This is a genomic window from Streptomyces sp. ISL-99 (assembly GCF_018614005.1).
Classification (GTDB): Bacteria; Actinomycetota; Actinomycetes; order Streptomycetales; family Streptomycetaceae; genus Streptomyces; species Streptomyces flavidovirens.
Window position 1 is genome coordinate 59,951 of record NZ_JAGGPC010000047.1, and the last position, 15,650, is coordinate 75,600.

At 70.0% G+C, this 15,650-nt stretch carries 16 protein-coding genes; 8 read left to right on the forward strand and 8 right to left on the reverse strand.

Going from position 1 to position 15,650, the window contains the following annotated elements:
- Window positions 1–2: 2 nt before the first annotated feature.
- Window positions 3–752, reverse strand: coding sequence for an ABC transporter permease (locus tag J7E91_RS27320; protein WP_214909180.1), 750 nt, complete (start codon window positions 750–752; stop codon window positions 3–5).
- Window positions 753–903: 151 nt separating this feature from the next.
- Here J7E91_RS27320 and J7E91_RS27325 point away from each other — a divergent pair, with 151 nt between their 5' ends.
- Complete coding sequence (locus J7E91_RS27325) at window positions 904–2,070, forward strand: ABC transporter ATP-binding protein (protein WP_214909182.1); 1,167 nt, start codon at window positions 904–906, stop codon at window positions 2,068–2,070.
- Here J7E91_RS27325 and J7E91_RS27330 read toward each other — a convergent pair.
- Window positions 2,057–3,169, reverse strand: coding sequence for an esterase family protein (locus J7E91_RS27330; RefSeq protein ID WP_214909184.1), 1,113 nt, complete (start codon window positions 3,167–3,169; stop codon window positions 2,057–2,059). The genes J7E91_RS27325 and J7E91_RS27330 overlap by 14 nt on opposite strands.
- 138 nt (window positions 3,170–3,307) lie before the next feature.
- On the opposite strand from J7E91_RS27330, the gene J7E91_RS27335 reads away from it, so the two are divergent.
- Window positions 3,308–5,146 (forward strand): phosphatidylglycerol lysyltransferase domain-containing protein, encoded by a 1,839-nt coding sequence (locus J7E91_RS27335; RefSeq protein ID WP_214909187.1) that lies wholly within the window; start codon window positions 3,308–3,310, stop codon window positions 5,144–5,146.
- Here the strand turns inward: J7E91_RS27335 and J7E91_RS27340 are convergent.
- Window positions 5,133–6,059 carry an NADP-dependent oxidoreductase gene (locus tag J7E91_RS27340; protein ID WP_214909189.1) on the reverse strand — a complete coding sequence of 309 codons (927 nt, stop codon included), beginning with the start codon at window positions 6,057–6,059 and terminating at the stop codon, window positions 5,133–5,135. The two genes, J7E91_RS27335 and J7E91_RS27340, sit on opposite strands and share 14 nt — an antisense overlap.
- 121 nt (window positions 6,060–6,180) lie before the next feature.
- Here J7E91_RS27340 and J7E91_RS27345 point away from each other — a divergent pair, with 121 nt between their 5' ends.
- From J7E91_RS27345 to J7E91_RS27370, 6 genes are all read left to right on the forward strand, one after another.
- The gene (locus J7E91_RS27345) at window positions 6,181–6,621 is read left to right on the forward strand and encodes a MarR family winged helix-turn-helix transcriptional regulator (RefSeq protein ID WP_251016327.1); all 441 of its coding nucleotides are present in this window, start codon (window positions 6,181–6,183) and stop codon (window positions 6,619–6,621) included.
- A gap of 16 nt (window positions 6,622–6,637) precedes the next feature.
- The gene (gene folP, locus J7E91_RS27350) at window positions 6,638–7,507 is read left to right on the forward strand and encodes a dihydropteroate synthase (RefSeq protein ID WP_214909191.1); all 870 of its coding nucleotides are present in this window, start codon (window positions 6,638–6,640) and stop codon (window positions 7,505–7,507) included.
- Window positions 7,504–7,956, forward strand: a complete 453-nt coding sequence (locus tag J7E91_RS27355; RefSeq protein ID WP_214909193.1) for a nuclear transport factor 2 family protein — start codon at window positions 7,504–7,506, stop codon at window positions 7,954–7,956. Before folP ends, J7E91_RS27355 begins: the two co-directional genes overlap by 4 nt.
- Window positions 7,957–8,146: 190 nt before the next feature.
- Window positions 8,147–8,506, forward strand: a complete 360-nt coding sequence (gene folB, locus J7E91_RS27360) for a dihydroneopterin aldolase (RefSeq protein WP_214909195.1) — start codon at window positions 8,147–8,149, stop codon at window positions 8,504–8,506.
- On the forward strand, window positions 8,503–9,102 hold the full coding sequence (gene folK / locus J7E91_RS27365; RefSeq protein WP_214909197.1) for a 2-amino-4-hydroxy-6-hydroxymethyldihydropteridine diphosphokinase: 600 nt from the start codon (window positions 8,503–8,505) through the stop codon (window positions 9,100–9,102). Before folB ends, folK begins: the two co-directional genes overlap by 4 nt.
- A gap of 80 nt (window positions 9,103–9,182) precedes the next feature.
- Complete coding sequence (locus J7E91_RS27370; RefSeq protein WP_214909199.1) at window positions 9,183–9,665, forward strand: DUF3180 domain-containing protein; 483 nt, start codon at window positions 9,183–9,185, stop codon at window positions 9,663–9,665.
- Between the two features lie 57 nt (window positions 9,666–9,722).
- Here the strand turns inward: J7E91_RS27370 and folE are convergent, their stop codons facing one another.
- The 5 genes from folE to J7E91_RS27395 form a co-directional block, all read right to left on the reverse strand.
- Window positions 9,723–10,328, reverse strand: a complete 606-nt coding sequence (gene folE, locus J7E91_RS27375) for a GTP cyclohydrolase I FolE (RefSeq protein WP_214909201.1) — start codon at window positions 10,326–10,328, stop codon at window positions 9,723–9,725.
- A 134-nt stretch (window positions 10,329–10,462) separates the two neighbouring features.
- Entirely contained in the window at window positions 10,463–12,496 is a 2,034-nt protein-coding gene (ftsH, locus tag J7E91_RS27380) for an ATP-dependent zinc metalloprotease FtsH (protein WP_214909203.1), read from the reverse strand.
- Window positions 12,497–12,687: 191 nt separating this feature from the next.
- Window positions 12,688–13,227: a hypoxanthine phosphoribosyltransferase gene (hpt, locus tag J7E91_RS27385; protein WP_214909273.1), complete on the reverse strand. Its 540-nt coding sequence runs from the start codon at window positions 13,225–13,227 to the stop codon at window positions 12,688–12,690.
- Between the two features lie 44 nt (window positions 13,228–13,271).
- Window positions 13,272–14,309: a tRNA lysidine(34) synthetase TilS gene (gene tilS / locus J7E91_RS27390; RefSeq protein WP_214909205.1), complete on the reverse strand. Its 1,038-nt coding sequence runs from the start codon at window positions 14,307–14,309 to the stop codon at window positions 13,272–13,274.
- 178 nt (window positions 14,310–14,487) lie between these two features.
- Window positions 14,488–15,615, reverse strand: a complete 1,128-nt coding sequence (locus tag J7E91_RS27395; protein WP_214909207.1) for a zinc-dependent metalloprotease — start codon at window positions 15,613–15,615, stop codon at window positions 14,488–14,490.
- Window positions 15,616–15,650 lie beyond the last annotated feature (35 nt).

Here is a 15,650-nt window from a genome sequence, read left to right on the forward strand (position 1 = left end):
AATCAGCCGGCCTTCGCGATACGGGTGGTACGGACAGAAGACCGGCCGGTACGTATTCGGGGCGTACGCCGCCCCGGCGCCCTGGTCCACGGAGTGAGCGCCCGCTGCAGGCCGATCAGCAGCAGGTCGGCCACCACCGCCAGCAGCACACAGATCACCGAAGCCGTGAGCACCTGCGCCTTGAAGAGGGAGTCGAGGCCGTCCACGATCAGTGTCCCCAGGCCGCCGTACCCCACGATCGCGCCGACCGTCGTCAGGGCCACCGTCGACACCGTCGCGATCCGCACCCCGGCCAGCAGGGCGGGCAGCGCCAGCGGCAGTTCCACCTCCCACAGCAGCCGGCCACGCCCGTACCCCATGCCCAGCGCGGCCTCCCGCGCCTCCGCCGGCACCGCTTCGAGCCCGGCCAGGATGTTGCGCACGAGGACGGTCAGCGAATAGAGGACGAGCCCCGTGACCACCACGGCCGCCGAAAGCCCGAACACCGGCAGCAGCAGCGAGAACATCGCCAGCGAGGGGACCGTGTAGAGCACGGTCGTGAGGCCGAGGACCGGACCCGCGAACCTGGACCGGCGTCCGTCCCGGCCACGCGCGAGCAACGCCAGCGGAAGGGCGATCAGCAGGCCGATCATCACCGAAACCACCGTGATCCACACATGCTGCACGGTCGCGTCGGCCAACTCCTGGCCGCGGGAGCGGACGTACTCGCCGCAGATCCAGTCGTTCGCCGTCAGACAACTCCGGCCGCTCATGCCGCCCCACCTCCCCCGAGACCCCGAACCCATGCCGAACTCATGCCCGAACCCATGTCTGACGACCCTATCCCCGGCCACTGACAATCGCCGGAATCCGCCTCATTCCCGCAACATGGTCCTGACACCGGACCGGCCACAATGGGGACTCATGATCCGATTCGAGCACGTCACCAAGCGGTACGCCGACGGCACCACCGCCGTCGACGACCTCTCCTTCGAAGTCGCCGAGGGCGAACTGGTCACGCTCGTCGGGCCCTCCGGCTGCGGCAAGACCACCACCATGAAGATGGTCAACCGGCTGATCGAGCCGAGCGACGGCCGGATATTCCTCGACGGGGACGACATATCCACCGTCGACCCCGTCCAGCTCCGCCGCCGTATCGGCTACGTCATCCAGCAGGTCGGCCTCTTCCCCCACAAGACGGTCCTGGACAACACCGCGACCGTCCCCCACCTCCTCGGTGTCAAGCGCGCCAAGGCCCGCGAGCGCGCCGCCGAACTCCTCGACCTGGTCGGCCTCGACCCGTCCGTCCACGGCGACCGCTACCCCGACCAGCTCTCCGGCGGCCAGCGCCAACGCGTCGGCGTGGCCAGAGCCCTGGCCGCCGACCCGCCCGTACTCCTCATGGACGAGCCCTTCGGCGCGGTCGACCCGGTGGTCCGCGAGCACCTGCAGAACGAGTTCCTGCGGCTCCAGTCCCAGGTGCGCAAGACGGTCCTCTTCGTCACCCACGACATCGAGGAGGCCGTCCGGCTCGGTGACCGCATCGCTGTCTACGGGCAGGGCAGGATCGAGCAGTTCGACGCCCCGGCCGCCGTCCTCGGCGCACCCGCCACGCCGTACGTCGCGGACTTCGTCGGCGCCGACCGGGGCCTCAAGCGCCTCTCCGTCACACCCATCGAGCCCGGTGACCTGGAGCAGCCGCCCGTCGTCCATCTCGACGACCCGGTCGGCAAGGCGGCCGCCAAGCTGGCCGCCGATGGCGCCCGTTGGGCCGTCGTCCTGGACAGCGCAGACGATCTGCACGGCTGGGTCTCCGCCGAGCAGGTCCGTACGGCCACCGGGACCGTACGCGAACACGCGCGCCGCATGGAGGCCTGGCTGCCCGTCGGCGCCTCCCTCAAGCAGGCCTTCTCCACGATGCTCCAGCACGATGCCGGCTGGATCGCGGTCATCGACGAGGAGAGCGCGGGGCGCTTCCTCGGTGTGCTCACACCGGCGCGTCTCCATGAGGCGCTGCGCCGGTCCATCGACGCCGACGCACAGGCCGTTCCCCGTACGGCAGTGGAAGTGGAGTCCGTCAGCTCGCCCTGAGCCTGGCGCTGATCCACTCCATGGCGGCCGGTATCTCGCGCCGCCAGGTGCCGAAGTTGTGGCCGCCGCTGTCCAGCGTGATCGAGGAGACCCGCGCGGGCGGCCGCACCTTCCCGATGAACTTCACCGTGTCCTTGAGGTTTCCCTCGCCCTCCTTGGAACTGGTCACAAGGAACGACGTTTTCGACGGCTTCACATGGTCCAGGCTCCACAGCAGGTCGGCCCGCTTCCGCCGGCCGTTGTCGCCGTGGAAGAGGTCACCGGTCGTCGGGTCCTCGGCGGCCCTGTAGTACGCGGACAGGCCGGCGCCCGCGCCGAACGTCGCGGGATGGTGGAGGGCGAACTTCAGGGCGCAGTAACCCCCGGTGGAGTTCCCTATGACGCCCCAGTTCCGCGGCTTCGTGCCCACCCTGTAGGACTCCGACACCGCCTTCGGGACGTCCTTGGCCAGGAAGGTCTCGGTCTGCGGGCCGCCGGGCACATCCACGCATTCGGTGTCACGCGGCGGTGCCACGGTCGGCCGCAGCATCACCAGGATCATCGGCTGCATCCTGCCCGCCTGCGCCTGCGTGTGTGCTGTTCGCGGGTAACGCAGCCCCTTGAGCAGGTTCTCTGCCGTACCCGGATACCCGGTGAGCACGATGGACGCCGGGAAGGTCTGCGCGGCGTACTGCGGCCGGAAGTACTCGGGAGGCAGATAGACGTAGGCCTTGCCGGCTATCTTCGAGCGCTCGCCCGTGATGACGACCTTCTGTATCTGGCCTCCCCTCGCGGGCTTCGATCCGCCCGGCACGTCCATGCCCTGCGTGTCGACGACCTTGAGGTCCCTGGCAGCGGCCGAGTGGTCGACGACCACGCCCATTTCCGTCTCCTGACCGAAGAGGTCGGTCCACGAGCCGTAGAAGAGGAAGGACTTGTTGGCCGCGAGCCCGACCGTGGCGAACAGCATCAGCTGAGTCACGAGGAGCAGGCCGACACGGCCCAGTACGGAGCGCCAGTCGCGGCCCGCCAGGCGAGGCCAGAGCAAGACTGTGGCGACGAACAGCACCACTGCCAGAAAAGCGGCAAGCGCCAGAACCTTGTTACTGGTGAGGCCCATGAGGAAAGAGAGCTTTCTGCCTGAGAATTTCCGGGGAGCGAGTGAACCCGCCCCCCGGATGCACCGTCCTAGAGGGCGCAAATTGTCCGGCTGCTTCGGCCCAAGGACAGAAATTCTCTCGCGGAGCCACGGGAAGCGATGTCTATCAGGCTAGATGGGGATAAATCAGCGACGGTTCCGGATCGGGTACGGCGGATCCTCCGGGGTCCTCGGCCCGAGCGGGTGCCCTCCCTCGTCGGTACGGCCTGCACCGTCGTGGGCCTCCTCGACATAGCCGCCGGCGTCTTCCCGCGCTTCCGGCACAGCAGGATGCACGCCTTCGCCGAGGTGCTCCCCGGCGCGCTCGGCCCGTTCGCGGCCGCTCTCGCGATCAGCGCGGGCGTACTGCTGCTGCTTCTCGCGCACGGCCTCAAGCGCCACAAGCGCCGCGCCTGGCGCGCCGCCGTGGTCCTGCTGCCCGCCGGAGCGGCGGCGCAGTTCATCTACCGGAACTCGGTCATCGGCGTACTGATCTCGCTCGCGCTGCTCTGGCTCCTGCTGCGCCACCGCGGCGAGTTCGCGGCCCTGCCCGATCCGCGCAGCCGCTGGAAGGCGCTCGCGAACTTCTTCCTCCTCGGCGCCGGTTCGCTCGGGCTCGGCCTCGTCATTGTCAGCTCGCACCCGGCGAAGGTCGTCGGCAACCCGAGCGTGGCCGAGCGCCTGGAGCATGTCCTGTACGGGCTGTTCGGCTTCGAGGGCCCCGTCGACTACGCGGGCCGGGTCTCCTGGACCGTCGGTTACTCGCTCGGCGCCCTCGGCCTGCTCACCGCCGTCACCACCATCTACCTGGCGCTGCGGCCCGAGCACCCGGCGGCCCGCCTCACCACCGACGACGAACAGCGGCTGCGCGAGCTGCTGGCCAGGCACGGCGGCCGCGACTCCCTCGGCCACTTCGCGCTGCGCCACGACAAGGCCGTCGTCTTCTCACCGAGCGGCAAGGCCGCCGTCACCTACCGCGTCGTCTCCGGCGTGATGCTCGCCAGCGGCGACCCGATCGGCGACGTGGAGGCCTGGCCGGGCGCCATCGAACGCTTCATGGACGAGGCCAAGGCCCATTCCTGGACCCCCGCCGTGATGGGCTGCAGCGAGACCGGAGGCGAGGTGTGGACCCGCGAGACCGGGCTCGACGCGCTGGAGCTCGGCGACGAAGCGGTGGTGCACGTGCCGGATTTCTCCCTCGCCGGGCGCGCGATGCGCAACGTACGCCAGATGGTCAAGCGCATTGAACGCAGCGGCTACGAGACGCGGGTACGCCGCGTGCGCGACCTCGGCGACGCCGAGCTGGACCGCATCCGGCGGGCCGCCGCCGACTGGCGCGGCACCGACACCGAGCGCGGCTTCTCGATGGCGCTCGGCCGCATCGGGGACCCGGGCGACGGGGACTGCGTGATCGCGACCGCCCACAAGCCGGACACGACGGACGGCGCGTCCGGCGCGGACTCGGCGTACGGCGACCTGAAGGCCGTACTCCACTTCGTCCCGTGGGGGACGGACGGCATGTCCCTGGACCTGATGCGCCGTGACCGCTCCGCCGACCCCGGCATGAACGAACTGCTGATCGTCGCCGCGCTCCAGGCCGCTCCCCGGCTGGGCGTCGACCGCGTCTCGCTCAACTTCGCGATGTTCCGCTCCGCGCTCGCGCGCGGCGAGAAGATCGGTGCGGGACCGGTGCTGCGCGTGTGGCGCGGCCTGCTGGTCTTTCTCTCGCGCTGGTTCCAGATCGAGTCGCTGTACAAGTTCAACGCCAAGTTCCGGCCCCAGTGGGAACCGCGCTTCGTCGTCTTCCGCACCACCCGCGACCTGCCCCGCATCGGTTTCGCCGCGATGCAGGCTGAGGGCTTCGTCACGCTGGCGCTGCCCCGCCCGTTCGCCCGCCGCGCCACGGCCGCCCGTCGGCGGCCGTGCGCGCACCTGGAACCCGTGCTCAGCCGACGGTGATCACGATCTTGCCGCGGGTGTGGCCGTCCATGCTCAGCCGCAGGGCGTCGGCGGCCTTCTCCAGCGGGAAGACAGCGGCGACGTCGACACTCAGCGCGCCACGCTCGGCCAGCTCCGTCAGTGCCGCCAGATCGGCGGCGTCGGGGCGTACGAAGAGGTAGCTGCCGCCGAGGCCCAGCACCGAGCCGTCCGCGATCGAAGCCAGTCGGCCGCCGGGGGCGAGGAGGGCGGGCGAGAGCTGGAGCGCTTCGCCGCCGACGAGGTCGAGCACGGCGTCGACGCCTTCGGGCGCGAGCGCCTTGACGCGGTCGGCCAGCCCTTCGCCGTACGCCACTGGGGTGGCCCCCAGGGAGCGCAGGTAGGCGTGGTTGCGCTCGCTCGCCGTGCCGATGACCCGGACGCCGAGGGCGCGCGCGATCTGCACCGCGAGCGAACCGACGCCGCCGGCCGCCGCGTGCACCAGCACGGTCTCCCCCTCGGCGGCCCTGAGCCGGTGGACGAGCGCCTGGTACGCGGTGAGGCCGGCCAGCGGCAGCCCCGCGGCCTCCTCGAAGGAGAGGTTGGCGGGCTTGCGGGCGAGCGTGCGCACGGGCGCGGCGACGTACTCGGCGAAGGTGCCGCGCGAGACGAAGTCCTCACGTACGTACCCGATGACCTCGTCGCCCGGCGCGAACTCGCTCACTCCGACGCCCGCCTGCTCGACGACACCCGCGACGTCCCAGCCGGGTATGACGGGGAAGACCGCGTCGAGGGCGGAATCGAGGTAGCCGGCCTGGATCTTCCAGTCGACGGGGTTGACGGAGGCCGCCTTGACGCGGACCAGCACGGAGTCGGGGCCGAGCTTCGGCTCCGGCACGTCTTCGTAGCTGAGAACGTCCGGGCTGCCGTAGGTGCGGTACGTGATGGCCTTCATGGTGGTACTCCTGTGAGCGTTGCGGCCGTGTTTGCTGGTATTGCTTGATGAGCTCAAGCAATAAATAGACCGTAGACCTCAACGTTTGAGATAGTCAAGTACATCACGATAAGCTGGCGGCATGGCAGAGACGATTCCCACCAAAGCCCAGCTGATGGAGCGGCTCGCCGACTCCTTCAGCGGCTACTACGGCGACTTCACGCTCGCCGCCGCCGACGCAGGCCTCAGCGCGAGCCAGGCCAAGACCCTCGGCGTGCTGCGCGCCCCCGCCTCCATGCGTGCCCTGGCGACCACCCTGGCCTGCGACGCCTCCAACATCACGGGCATCGTCGACCGGCTGGAGAAGCGCGATCTCGTACGCCGCGAGGTCAGCCCCAACGACCGGCGGGTCAAGAACGTCGTCCTCACCCCTGCGGGCGAGGAGACCGTCGACGCCATCCGGGCCCGTATGCACACCACCCACGCCGCCCTCGACGCCCTGGACGACGCCGACCGCGCCGCCCTCTACGACCTCCTCGGCCGCGTCTTCTGCGGTGCGCGCGGTCCGCGCGACACCACCTGACGCCTACGCTGGACGCATGAGTACGTTGCGCACGCGTGGCCGGGTCGAGGGTCTGCCGGAGTGGGACCGCTGTGCGGTGATGGGGGTCGTCAATGTGACGCCGGACTCCTTCTCCGACGGCGGACGCTGGTTCGACACGGCCGCCGCGGTCAAGCGGGGCCTTGCCCTCGTCGCCGAGGGCGCCGACCTGATCGACGTCGGCGGCGAGTCGACCCGCCCCGGCGCCTCCCGCGTCGACGCCGACGAAGAGCTGAAACGGGTGATCCCCGTGGTGCGCGGCCTCGCGTCCGAGGGCGTCACCGTCTCCGTGGACACCATGCGGGCCGCCGTCGCCGAGAAAGCGGTCGCGGCCGGCGCCGCCCTGGTCAACGACGTCAGCGGCGGCCTCGCCGATCCGGCCATGATCCCGGCCGTCGCGGCGGCCGGAGCCCCCTTCGTCGTCATGCACTGGCGCGGCTTCAGCGAGCAGATGAACAGCCTCGCGGTGTACGCCGATGTGGTCGGCGAGGTCGTTTCCGAGCTGCACGCGCGCGTGGAGGCCGTCATCGCGGGCGGCATCGCCCCCGAGCGCATCGTCGTAGACCCGGGCCTCGGCTTCGCCAAGCAGGCCGGACACGACCTGGCCCTGGTCGCCCATCTCGCCGAACTGCGCGCCCTCGGCCATCCCCTCCTGGTGGCCGCCTCCCGCAAGAGGTTCCTCGGCCACGTCCTCGCGGCCGACGCGGGCGAGGGAGCCACCCCGCCGCCCGCCCGCGAACGGGACGCCGCCACCGCCGCCGTCTCCGCCATCGCCGCCCATGAGGGCGCCTGGGCGGTGCGCGTCCACGAGGTACGGGCCACCGCCGACGCCGTACGGGTCGCCAGGGCCGTAGAGGGAGCCCTGTGAGCCGCGCGCACACGGACGTCGAGCAGGTCGAACAGGCCAACACGGCGTTCTACGAAGCCGTGGAGCGCGGCGACTTCGACGAGCTGTCGGTGCTCTGGATGGACGACGAGATCTCCTGCGTCCACCCGGGCTGGCCCGTGCTGTCGGGGCGCGGCGAGGTGCTGCGCTCGTATGCGCTGATCATGGCGAACACGGAGTACATCCAGTTCTTCCTGACAGACGTGAAGGTGACGGTCCTGGGCGACACCGCCCTGGTGGTCTGCACCGAGAACACCCTCAGCGGCGGCCCGGCCGAGGAGGCGGGCGAACTCGGCCCGCTCGTCGGCCAGCTGATCGTCGCCACCAATGTGTTCCGCCGCACAGAGGACGGCTGGAAACTGTGGTCGCACCACGCGTCCCCCGTTCTGACCGAAAACGGTGAGGAAGAGGACGACGAGACACCCGCCTGAGTGGGTAGGGGCCTGTGGAAGGTTGGCGTCCGGAGCCCTTGGGTATGGGCGGCTACCAGCCCCAAGAGCTTCTGTCCATAGCCCCCGTGGGCGCCCGGTGTCAGTGCTCGCAGGTAGATTCGGGTGAGGGTGGCAGGCCGACCGCACTCGGCAGGCGCCCTCGTTCTCTACGACAGCAGGAGTGATTCGCGTGGATCGTGTCGCGCTGCGCGGCCTCAAGGCCCGCGGGCACCACGGCGTGTTCCCCCGGGAGCGCGAGGAAGGCCAGACCTTCATCGTGGACCTGGTTCTCGGCCTCGACACCCGCCCCGCGGCGGCCGACGACGACCTGGCGAAGACCGTGCACTACGGCGTCGTGGCGGAGGAGGTCGTGGACGTCGTCCAGGGCGAACCGGTCGACCTGATCGAGACGCTCGCGGAGCGGATCGCCCAGCAGTGCCTCAAGCACGAGGGGGTGAAGGAAGTCGAGGTCTGCGTCCACAAGCCGGACGCCCCGATCACGGTCCCCTTCGACGACGTGTCCATCACCATCACCCGGAGCCGAGTATGAACCGCACCCAGAGCGACCCGACCGTGCAGCCGGTGCCCGCCTCCGTGGTGGAACAGGTGGACGCCGCGGACACCACGCTGTCCAACCCGAAATGGGCCGTGATCTCGCTCGGCTCGAATCTGGGCAACCGCCTGGAGACCATCCAGGGCGCGATCGACGCCCTGGAGGACACGCCGGGCCTGCGGGTCAAGGCCGTCTCTCCGGTGTACGAGACGGAGCCCTGGGGCGTCGACCCCGGCTCCCAGCCGTCGTACTTCAACGCCGTCGTCGTCATCAAGACCACCCTGCCGCCGGCCTCCCTGCTGGAGCGCGGCCAGGCCATCGAGGAAGCCTTCGACCGGGTCCGCGAGGAGCGCTGGGGGCCGCGCACGATCGACGTGGACATCGTGGCGTACGCCGACGTGGTGTCCGAGGACCCGCTCCTCACCCTGCCGCACCCCCGCGCCCACGAGCGCGCCTTCGTGCTCGCCCCGTGGCACGACGTGGACCCGGAAGCCCAGCTGCCGGGCCGCGGCCCCGTCGCGGACCTGCTGACCGGCGTCGGCGCCCACGGCGTACTCGCCCGCCCCGATCTGGAACTCCGTCTGCCCGAGTAGTCGTTAGGCTGGCGGACGGCATCAACCGGACGAACGATCATGACCGGCTGTGACATGAACCGATGTGAGGGGCGCTCTCGGTGAAGCAACTTCGGCTCGGCGTACTGGCCGGTCTCTTCGCCGTGGCGGGCGTCCTGTCCTGGGGCGGCGCCCGCCTCTGGGACACCGTCGGCACGCTGCCGAGCGTGCCGCTCGCGGCGCCCGTCGTACTGGCCGTGATCGCCGTCGTACTCCTCGCGACCGCCCTCTCGATCCGGTCCCGGCTGCGCGCCCAGCGCGAGCGGCGGCCGGGCGCCAAGGGCGTGGAGCCGCTGATGGCGGCCCGCGCGGTGGTATTCGGCCAGGCGAGCGCTCTCGTGGCGTCACTGGTCTGCGGGATGTACGGCGGTGTGGGTGTCTACCTGCTGATGAACGGCCTCGACGTCCCGGCCCGCCGGGATCAGGCCATTTACGCGGGCCTGGCCGTCCTGGCGGGCACGGGCGTCGTCGCGGCGGCGTTCTTCCTGGAACGGGTATGCAAGCTCCCGGACGACGAGGAAACCGGCGCGGCTCCCACCGTCTGAGCCGTGTGAGCCTCTCAGCCGTCCGATCCGTCTGAGCCGAGCCGACTCGCGAGAAGATCAGCGAGCCATGATCAGGCTCATCGCCTCGTTGCGCGTGGCCACGTCGCGGAGCTGCCCGCGCACCGCCGAGGTGATGGTCTTCGCGCCCGGCTTGCGGATGCCGCGCATCGACATGCACATGTGCTCGCACTCGATGACCACGATCACACCGCGCGGCTCCAGGATCTCCATCAGGGAGTCGGCGACCTGCGTGGTGAGCCGCTCCTGCACCTGCGGGCGGCGGGCGAAGACGTCGACCAGCCGCGCCAGCTTGGACAGGCCGGTGATCTTCCCGCTGGTCGCCGGGATGTAGCCGACGTGGGCGACCCCACGGAACGGAACCAGATGGTGTTCACAGGTGCTGAAGACCTCGATGTCCTTGACCAGGATCATCTCGTCGTGGCCCAGGTCGAACGTCGTCGTCAGCACGTCCTCGGGCTGCTGCCACAGGCCTGCGAATATCTCCCTGTACGCCCGCGCCACGCGCCCCGGCGTCGCCCGCAGTCCCTCTCGGTCGGGGTCCTCTCCGATCGAGATGAGAAGCTCGCGTACGGCGTTCTCGGCCCGCTTCTCGTCGAACTCGCCGATGGTGCCCTCGCCGTCCAACGTCACCGGGTCGGTCATCTGTGCCTCGTTCCTGTGCTCTCACATGCCGCAATCGGGCGGTCGTACGAATGCCGCGCCGAAAACGCCGCGTCCCCCAGGCTAAAACCTGGGGGACGCGGCGTACATTCCGGGCCCCGGGGGGGGCCGGATGATCAGCTCTCGGGGCGCTCCTCCGGGACCGCCTCGGTGGCCGGGGTGTCCACCGGGCCGGCCGTCACCGCGGGAGTCACACCGTTGGCAGTGACGCCATTGGTGAGGGAGAGCTCCTTCGGGGAGAGCACCGGCGGCCGTGTGGACGGCATGCGGCGGGAAGAACCGGTCCACGCGGGGCGGGCCGGGCGCTTCACGATCGGGCTGAAGATCTCGGCGATCTCCTCCTTGTTCAGCGTCTCCTTCTCCAGGAGGGCCAGAACCAGGTTGTCGAGAACGTCGCGGTTCTCGACGAGGATCTCCCACGCCTCGTTGTGCGCGGTCTCGATGAGCTTCTTGACCTCTTCGTCGACCAGCGCGGCGACCTCTTCCGAGTAGTCGCGCTGGTGACCCATGTCACGTCCGAGGAACGGCTCGGAGCCGTCCTGGCCGAACTTGATCGCGCCGAGGCGCTCGGTCATGCCGTACTGCGTGACCATCGCGCGGGCCGTGGCGGTGGCCTTCTCGATGTCGTTCGAAGCGCCCGTGGTCGGGTCGTGGAACACCAGTTCCTCGGCCGCACGGCCGCCCATCATGTAGGCGAGCTGGTCCAGCATCTCGTTGCGCGTGGTCGAGTACTTGTCCTCGTCCGGGAGCACCATCGTGTAACCGAGGGCACGCCCGCGGGACAGGATGGTGACCTTGTGCACCGGGTCGCTGTTCGGGGAAGCCGCCGCGACCAGGGCGTGTCCGCCCTCGTGGTACGCGGTGATCTTCTTTTCCTTCTCGCTCATGATCCGGGTCCGCTTCTGCGGTCCGGCCACGACGCGGTCGATCGCCTCGTCCAGCGCGTGGTTGTCGACCAGCTTCTTGTCCGTACGGGCGGTCAGCAGCGCCGCCTCGTTCAGCACGTTCGCCAGGTCGGCGCCGGTGAAGCCGGGGGTACGACGGGCGACGGCCCGAAGGTCGACCTCCGGCGTGACCGGCTTGCCCTTGGCGTGCACCTTGAGGATCTCGAGGCGGCCCATGAGGTCCGGACGGTCGACCGCGATCTGCCGGTCGAAGCGGCCCGGGCGCAGCAGCGCCGGGTCGAGGATGTCCGGCCGGTTCGTGGCGGCGATCAGGATGACGCCGCCCTTCACGTCGAAGCCGTCCATCTCGACGAGCAGCTGGTTCAGCGTCTGCTCGCGCTCGTCGTGACCGCCGCCCATGCCGGCGCCGCGGTGGCGGCCGACGGCGTCGATCTCGTCGACGAAGACGATCGCCGGAGCGTTCGCCTTGGCCTGCTCGAAGAGGTCACGCACCCGGGAGGCACCGACACCGACGAACATCTCGACGAAGTCGGAACCGGAGATCGAGTAGAACGGGACACCGGCCTCACCTGCGACGGCACGCGCGAGCAGCGTCTTGCCCGTACCGGGCGGGCCGTACAGCAGCACACCCTTGGGGATCTTGGCGCCGACGGCCTGGAACTTCGCCGGCTCCTGGAGGAACTCCTTGATCTCGTGGAGCTCCTCGACCGCCTCGTCGGCGCCCGCCACGTCGGCGAACGTCGTCTTGGGGGTGTCCTTGGTGATGAGCTTGGCCTTGGATTTCCCGAACTGCATGACCCGGGAGCCGCCGCCCTGCATCTGATTCATCAGGAACAGGAAGACGACCACGATCAGGACGAAGGGGAGCAGGGAGAGCAGGATCCCGACGAACGGATTCTGCTTGGAGGGGGAGACCGTGTAGCCCTTGTCGATGTCCCCGCTGTCGAACTTCGACTGCAGCTTGTTGGCGAGCGCGACGCCCTGGTCGCCGATGTAGCTCGCCTGGATCTTGCTGCTGTCCTTGACCTTCTGGCCGTCCTTGAGCTCGACCTTGATGACTTGCTCGTCACCGGTCGTCAGCTTGGCCTGCTTGACCTGGTTCTTGTCGATCGCCTGGACGACCTCGGCAGTGTCCACCGTCTTGTAGCCGCCGGACGAGCCGACAACCTGCATCAACACGACCACGGCGAGGACGGCCAGCACGATCCACATGACCGGCCCACGGAAGTATCGCTTCACGTCCATCCATACGGGGCGGTAGTCGCCCCGTCCCTCCTGCCCGTAGGTAAATGCTGCTGTTTAAAAAGACTGTTCTTCGGACGGTACCCCAGCATTGTCCCCCGCGACTGCCGGGGACGGCTGACGAACCTGCCTTCCCATGCTCCAACGGCGGGGCGGGGGTGGAGGTTCCCGGTGGGTTCCCGGCAGGTTACGGCTCAGCCGCCGTAGACGTGCGGGGCGAGAGTGCCGACGAAAGGCAGGTTCCGGTACTTCTCGGCATAGTCCAGGCCGTAACCGACGACAAACTCGTTCGGAATGTCGAAGCCGACCCACTTCACGTCGAGCTGAACCTTCGCCGCCTCCGGCTTGCGCAGCAGCGTGCAGACGTTCAGCGACGCGGGCTCACGCGAGCCGAGGTTCGACAGCAGCCAGGAAAGCGTCAGACCCGAGTCGATGATGTCCTCGACGATCAGGACGTGCTTGCCCTTGATGTCGGTGTCGAGATCTTTGAGGATGCGGACCACGCCGGAGGACTGGGTGCCCGCACCGTACGACGAGACCGCCATCCAGTCCATCGTGACGGGGGTGGAGAGCGCGCGCGCCAGGTCCGCCATCACCATGACGGCGCCCTTGAGGACACCCACGATGAGCAGGTCCCTGCCCGCGTACTCCGCATCGATCTTCGCGGCCAGCTCGGCCAGCTTCGCGTCGATTTCTTCCTTGGTGATGAGCACCGACTTGAGGTCGGTGCCCATGTCCTTCTCGTTCACCGGGGTCACTTTCGTAGTGCTTCAGCGCATCAGCCCTGCCGGATGACCAGTCTGCCACCCTGCCGCTGCGCCTCCACCCGGCCGGGGAGGTTGATGACCCCCTGCCCGCGCCAGCCGGTGATCAGCCGGTCGAGCTCTTCGATGTGCCGCGCGAAGAGCGATCCGGGCGGTGAGCCCGCCGCGATGGCCGCCCGGCGCAGGACGCGGCGGCGTACGGCCGGGGGCAGGGCGTAGAGCTTGGCGCACTCCAGCCGGCCGGATTCGTCCCGTACGGACGCGTCCGCCTCGGCGGCCCAGTCGTCGAGGGCGTCGGCGTCGTCGCGCGAGAGCTGTGCGGTCCGGGCCAGGGCCTCGACGACTCCTTTGCCGAGCGCCTTCTCCAGGGCCGGCAGGCCGTCGTGGCGCAGCCGCGAGCGGGTGTACGCGGGGTCCGTGTTGTGCGGGTCGTCCCAGACGGGCAGCGACTGCACCATGCAGGCCTTGCGGGCGGTCTGCCGGTCGAGCTGGAGGAAGGGCCTGCGGTAGCGCCCCGCGCCGGTCACGGCGGCCATGCCGGACAGCGAGCGGATGCCGGAGCCGCGGGCGAGGCCGAGGAGGACCGTCTCCGCCTGGTCGTCGCGCGTATGGCCGAGCAGGACGGCGGCGGCGCCGTGGCGCTCGGCGGCGGCGTCCAGCGCGGCGTAGCGGGCGTCACGGGCGGCTGCTTCGGGGCCGCCGTCACGGCCGACGCTCACCGCGACGGCCTCGACGGGGTCGAGGCGCAGCGCGGCGAGGCGGTTGACGACCTCGGCGGCGCGCACGTCGGAGCCCTCCTGGAGGCCGTGGTCGACCGTGACGCCGCCGGCCCGGATGCCGAGCTTCGGCGCCTCGAAGGCGAGGGCGGAGGCGAGTGCCATGGAGTCGGCGCCGCCGGAGCATGCCACCAGCACGAGCGGCGGGGGCGGCTCGTGGGCGGCCGCGCCGCCCACGGTGGTCGCCGTGGCGGGCGGGGTGATGTCGTTGAGTACGTCGTGGAGTACGCGGCGGACCGCCAGGCGTATCGCTGCGACCGCAGGATGGGGACCCATGTCCGGTGCCCTTCGGTGAAGTTGGGAGTGCCTCGGGAGGAGAAGCCAGTCACGCAGAGTGCGTCGATGGTGACAGAGACGGGCCATTCCCCGAGCATTGCACGCCTACCCAGCGCTCACGGTCCCTCGGATGGGTGATTGAAGGGGCGTTCTCCTGCCGTCGGCCGCACCCGGATTACTACTCCGCCTTACGGTGCACCCGCGCGACCCAGTCCGCCGGTTTGGCGATCTCCGCCTTGGTGGGGAGCGTGTTCGGGGAGGTCCACACCCGGTTGAAGCCGTCCATTCCGACCTCCTGCACCACAGCCCGTACAAAACGCTCACCGTCACGGTACTGCCGGAGCTTGGCGTCCAGGCCGAGGAGCTTGCGCAGGGCCAGGTCCAGGCGGCCGGCGCCGCGGGCCCTGCGCTGCTGGAACTTCTCGCGGATCTCGGCGACGGACGGCACCACGTCGGGCCCCACGCCGTCCATCACGAAGTCGGCGTGGCCTTCGAGCAGTGACATGACGGCGGTCAGGCGGCCGAGGATTTCGCGCTGGGCGGGGGTCTGGACGATCTCGACGAGGCTGCGGCCGCCGTCCTCGCCCGCCTCGCCCTCGGGGCGGCCGCCGGCCAGTGACTGGGCCGCTTCGCGCAGGCGCTCCAGGACCGTCATCGGGTCGACGTCGGTCTCGGCGAGGAACGACTGGATTTCGCCCTCCAGGTGGTCGCGCAGCCAGGGCACGGCCGTGAACTGGGTGCGGTGGGTCTCCTCGTGCAGGCAGACCCAGAGCCGGAAGTCGTGCGGGTGGACTTCGAGCTCCCGCTCGACGTGCACGACGTTCGGAGCGACGAGCAGCAGGCGGCCGCCGCCGGTGCCGGACGGGAGCTCGCGGGAGGGCGGGGCGAACGTCTCGTACTGCCCGAGGACGCGGGAGGCGAGGAAGGACAGCAGCATGCCGACCTCCACGCCGGTCACCTTGCCGCCGACCGCGCCGAGCACGGCGCCGCCGGGCCCGCTGCCCCTGCGTTCCTGCATCTTGTCCAGGAGCGGCCGCAGGACCTCCCTGAATCCGGCGACGTTCGCCCTGATCCAGCCGGCCCGGTCGACGACGAGGACCGGGGTGTCCTGTGGCTCGTGCCCGTCGGGGATCATCCGCGTGAATCCGCGGACGTGCTCCTCCGAGGCCTTGGCATGCCGGCGGAGCTCGGCCACGACGGCGCGCGCCTCGTCCCGGCTCACGTCGGGACCCGGCCTCACCAGTCGGGTCGCGGTCGCCACCGCGAGGTTCCAGTCGACCATCTCCGCACCACCGATGCTCGTCATGCGTCAACCGTACGTTGTCGAGCCGGGCCGCGGTG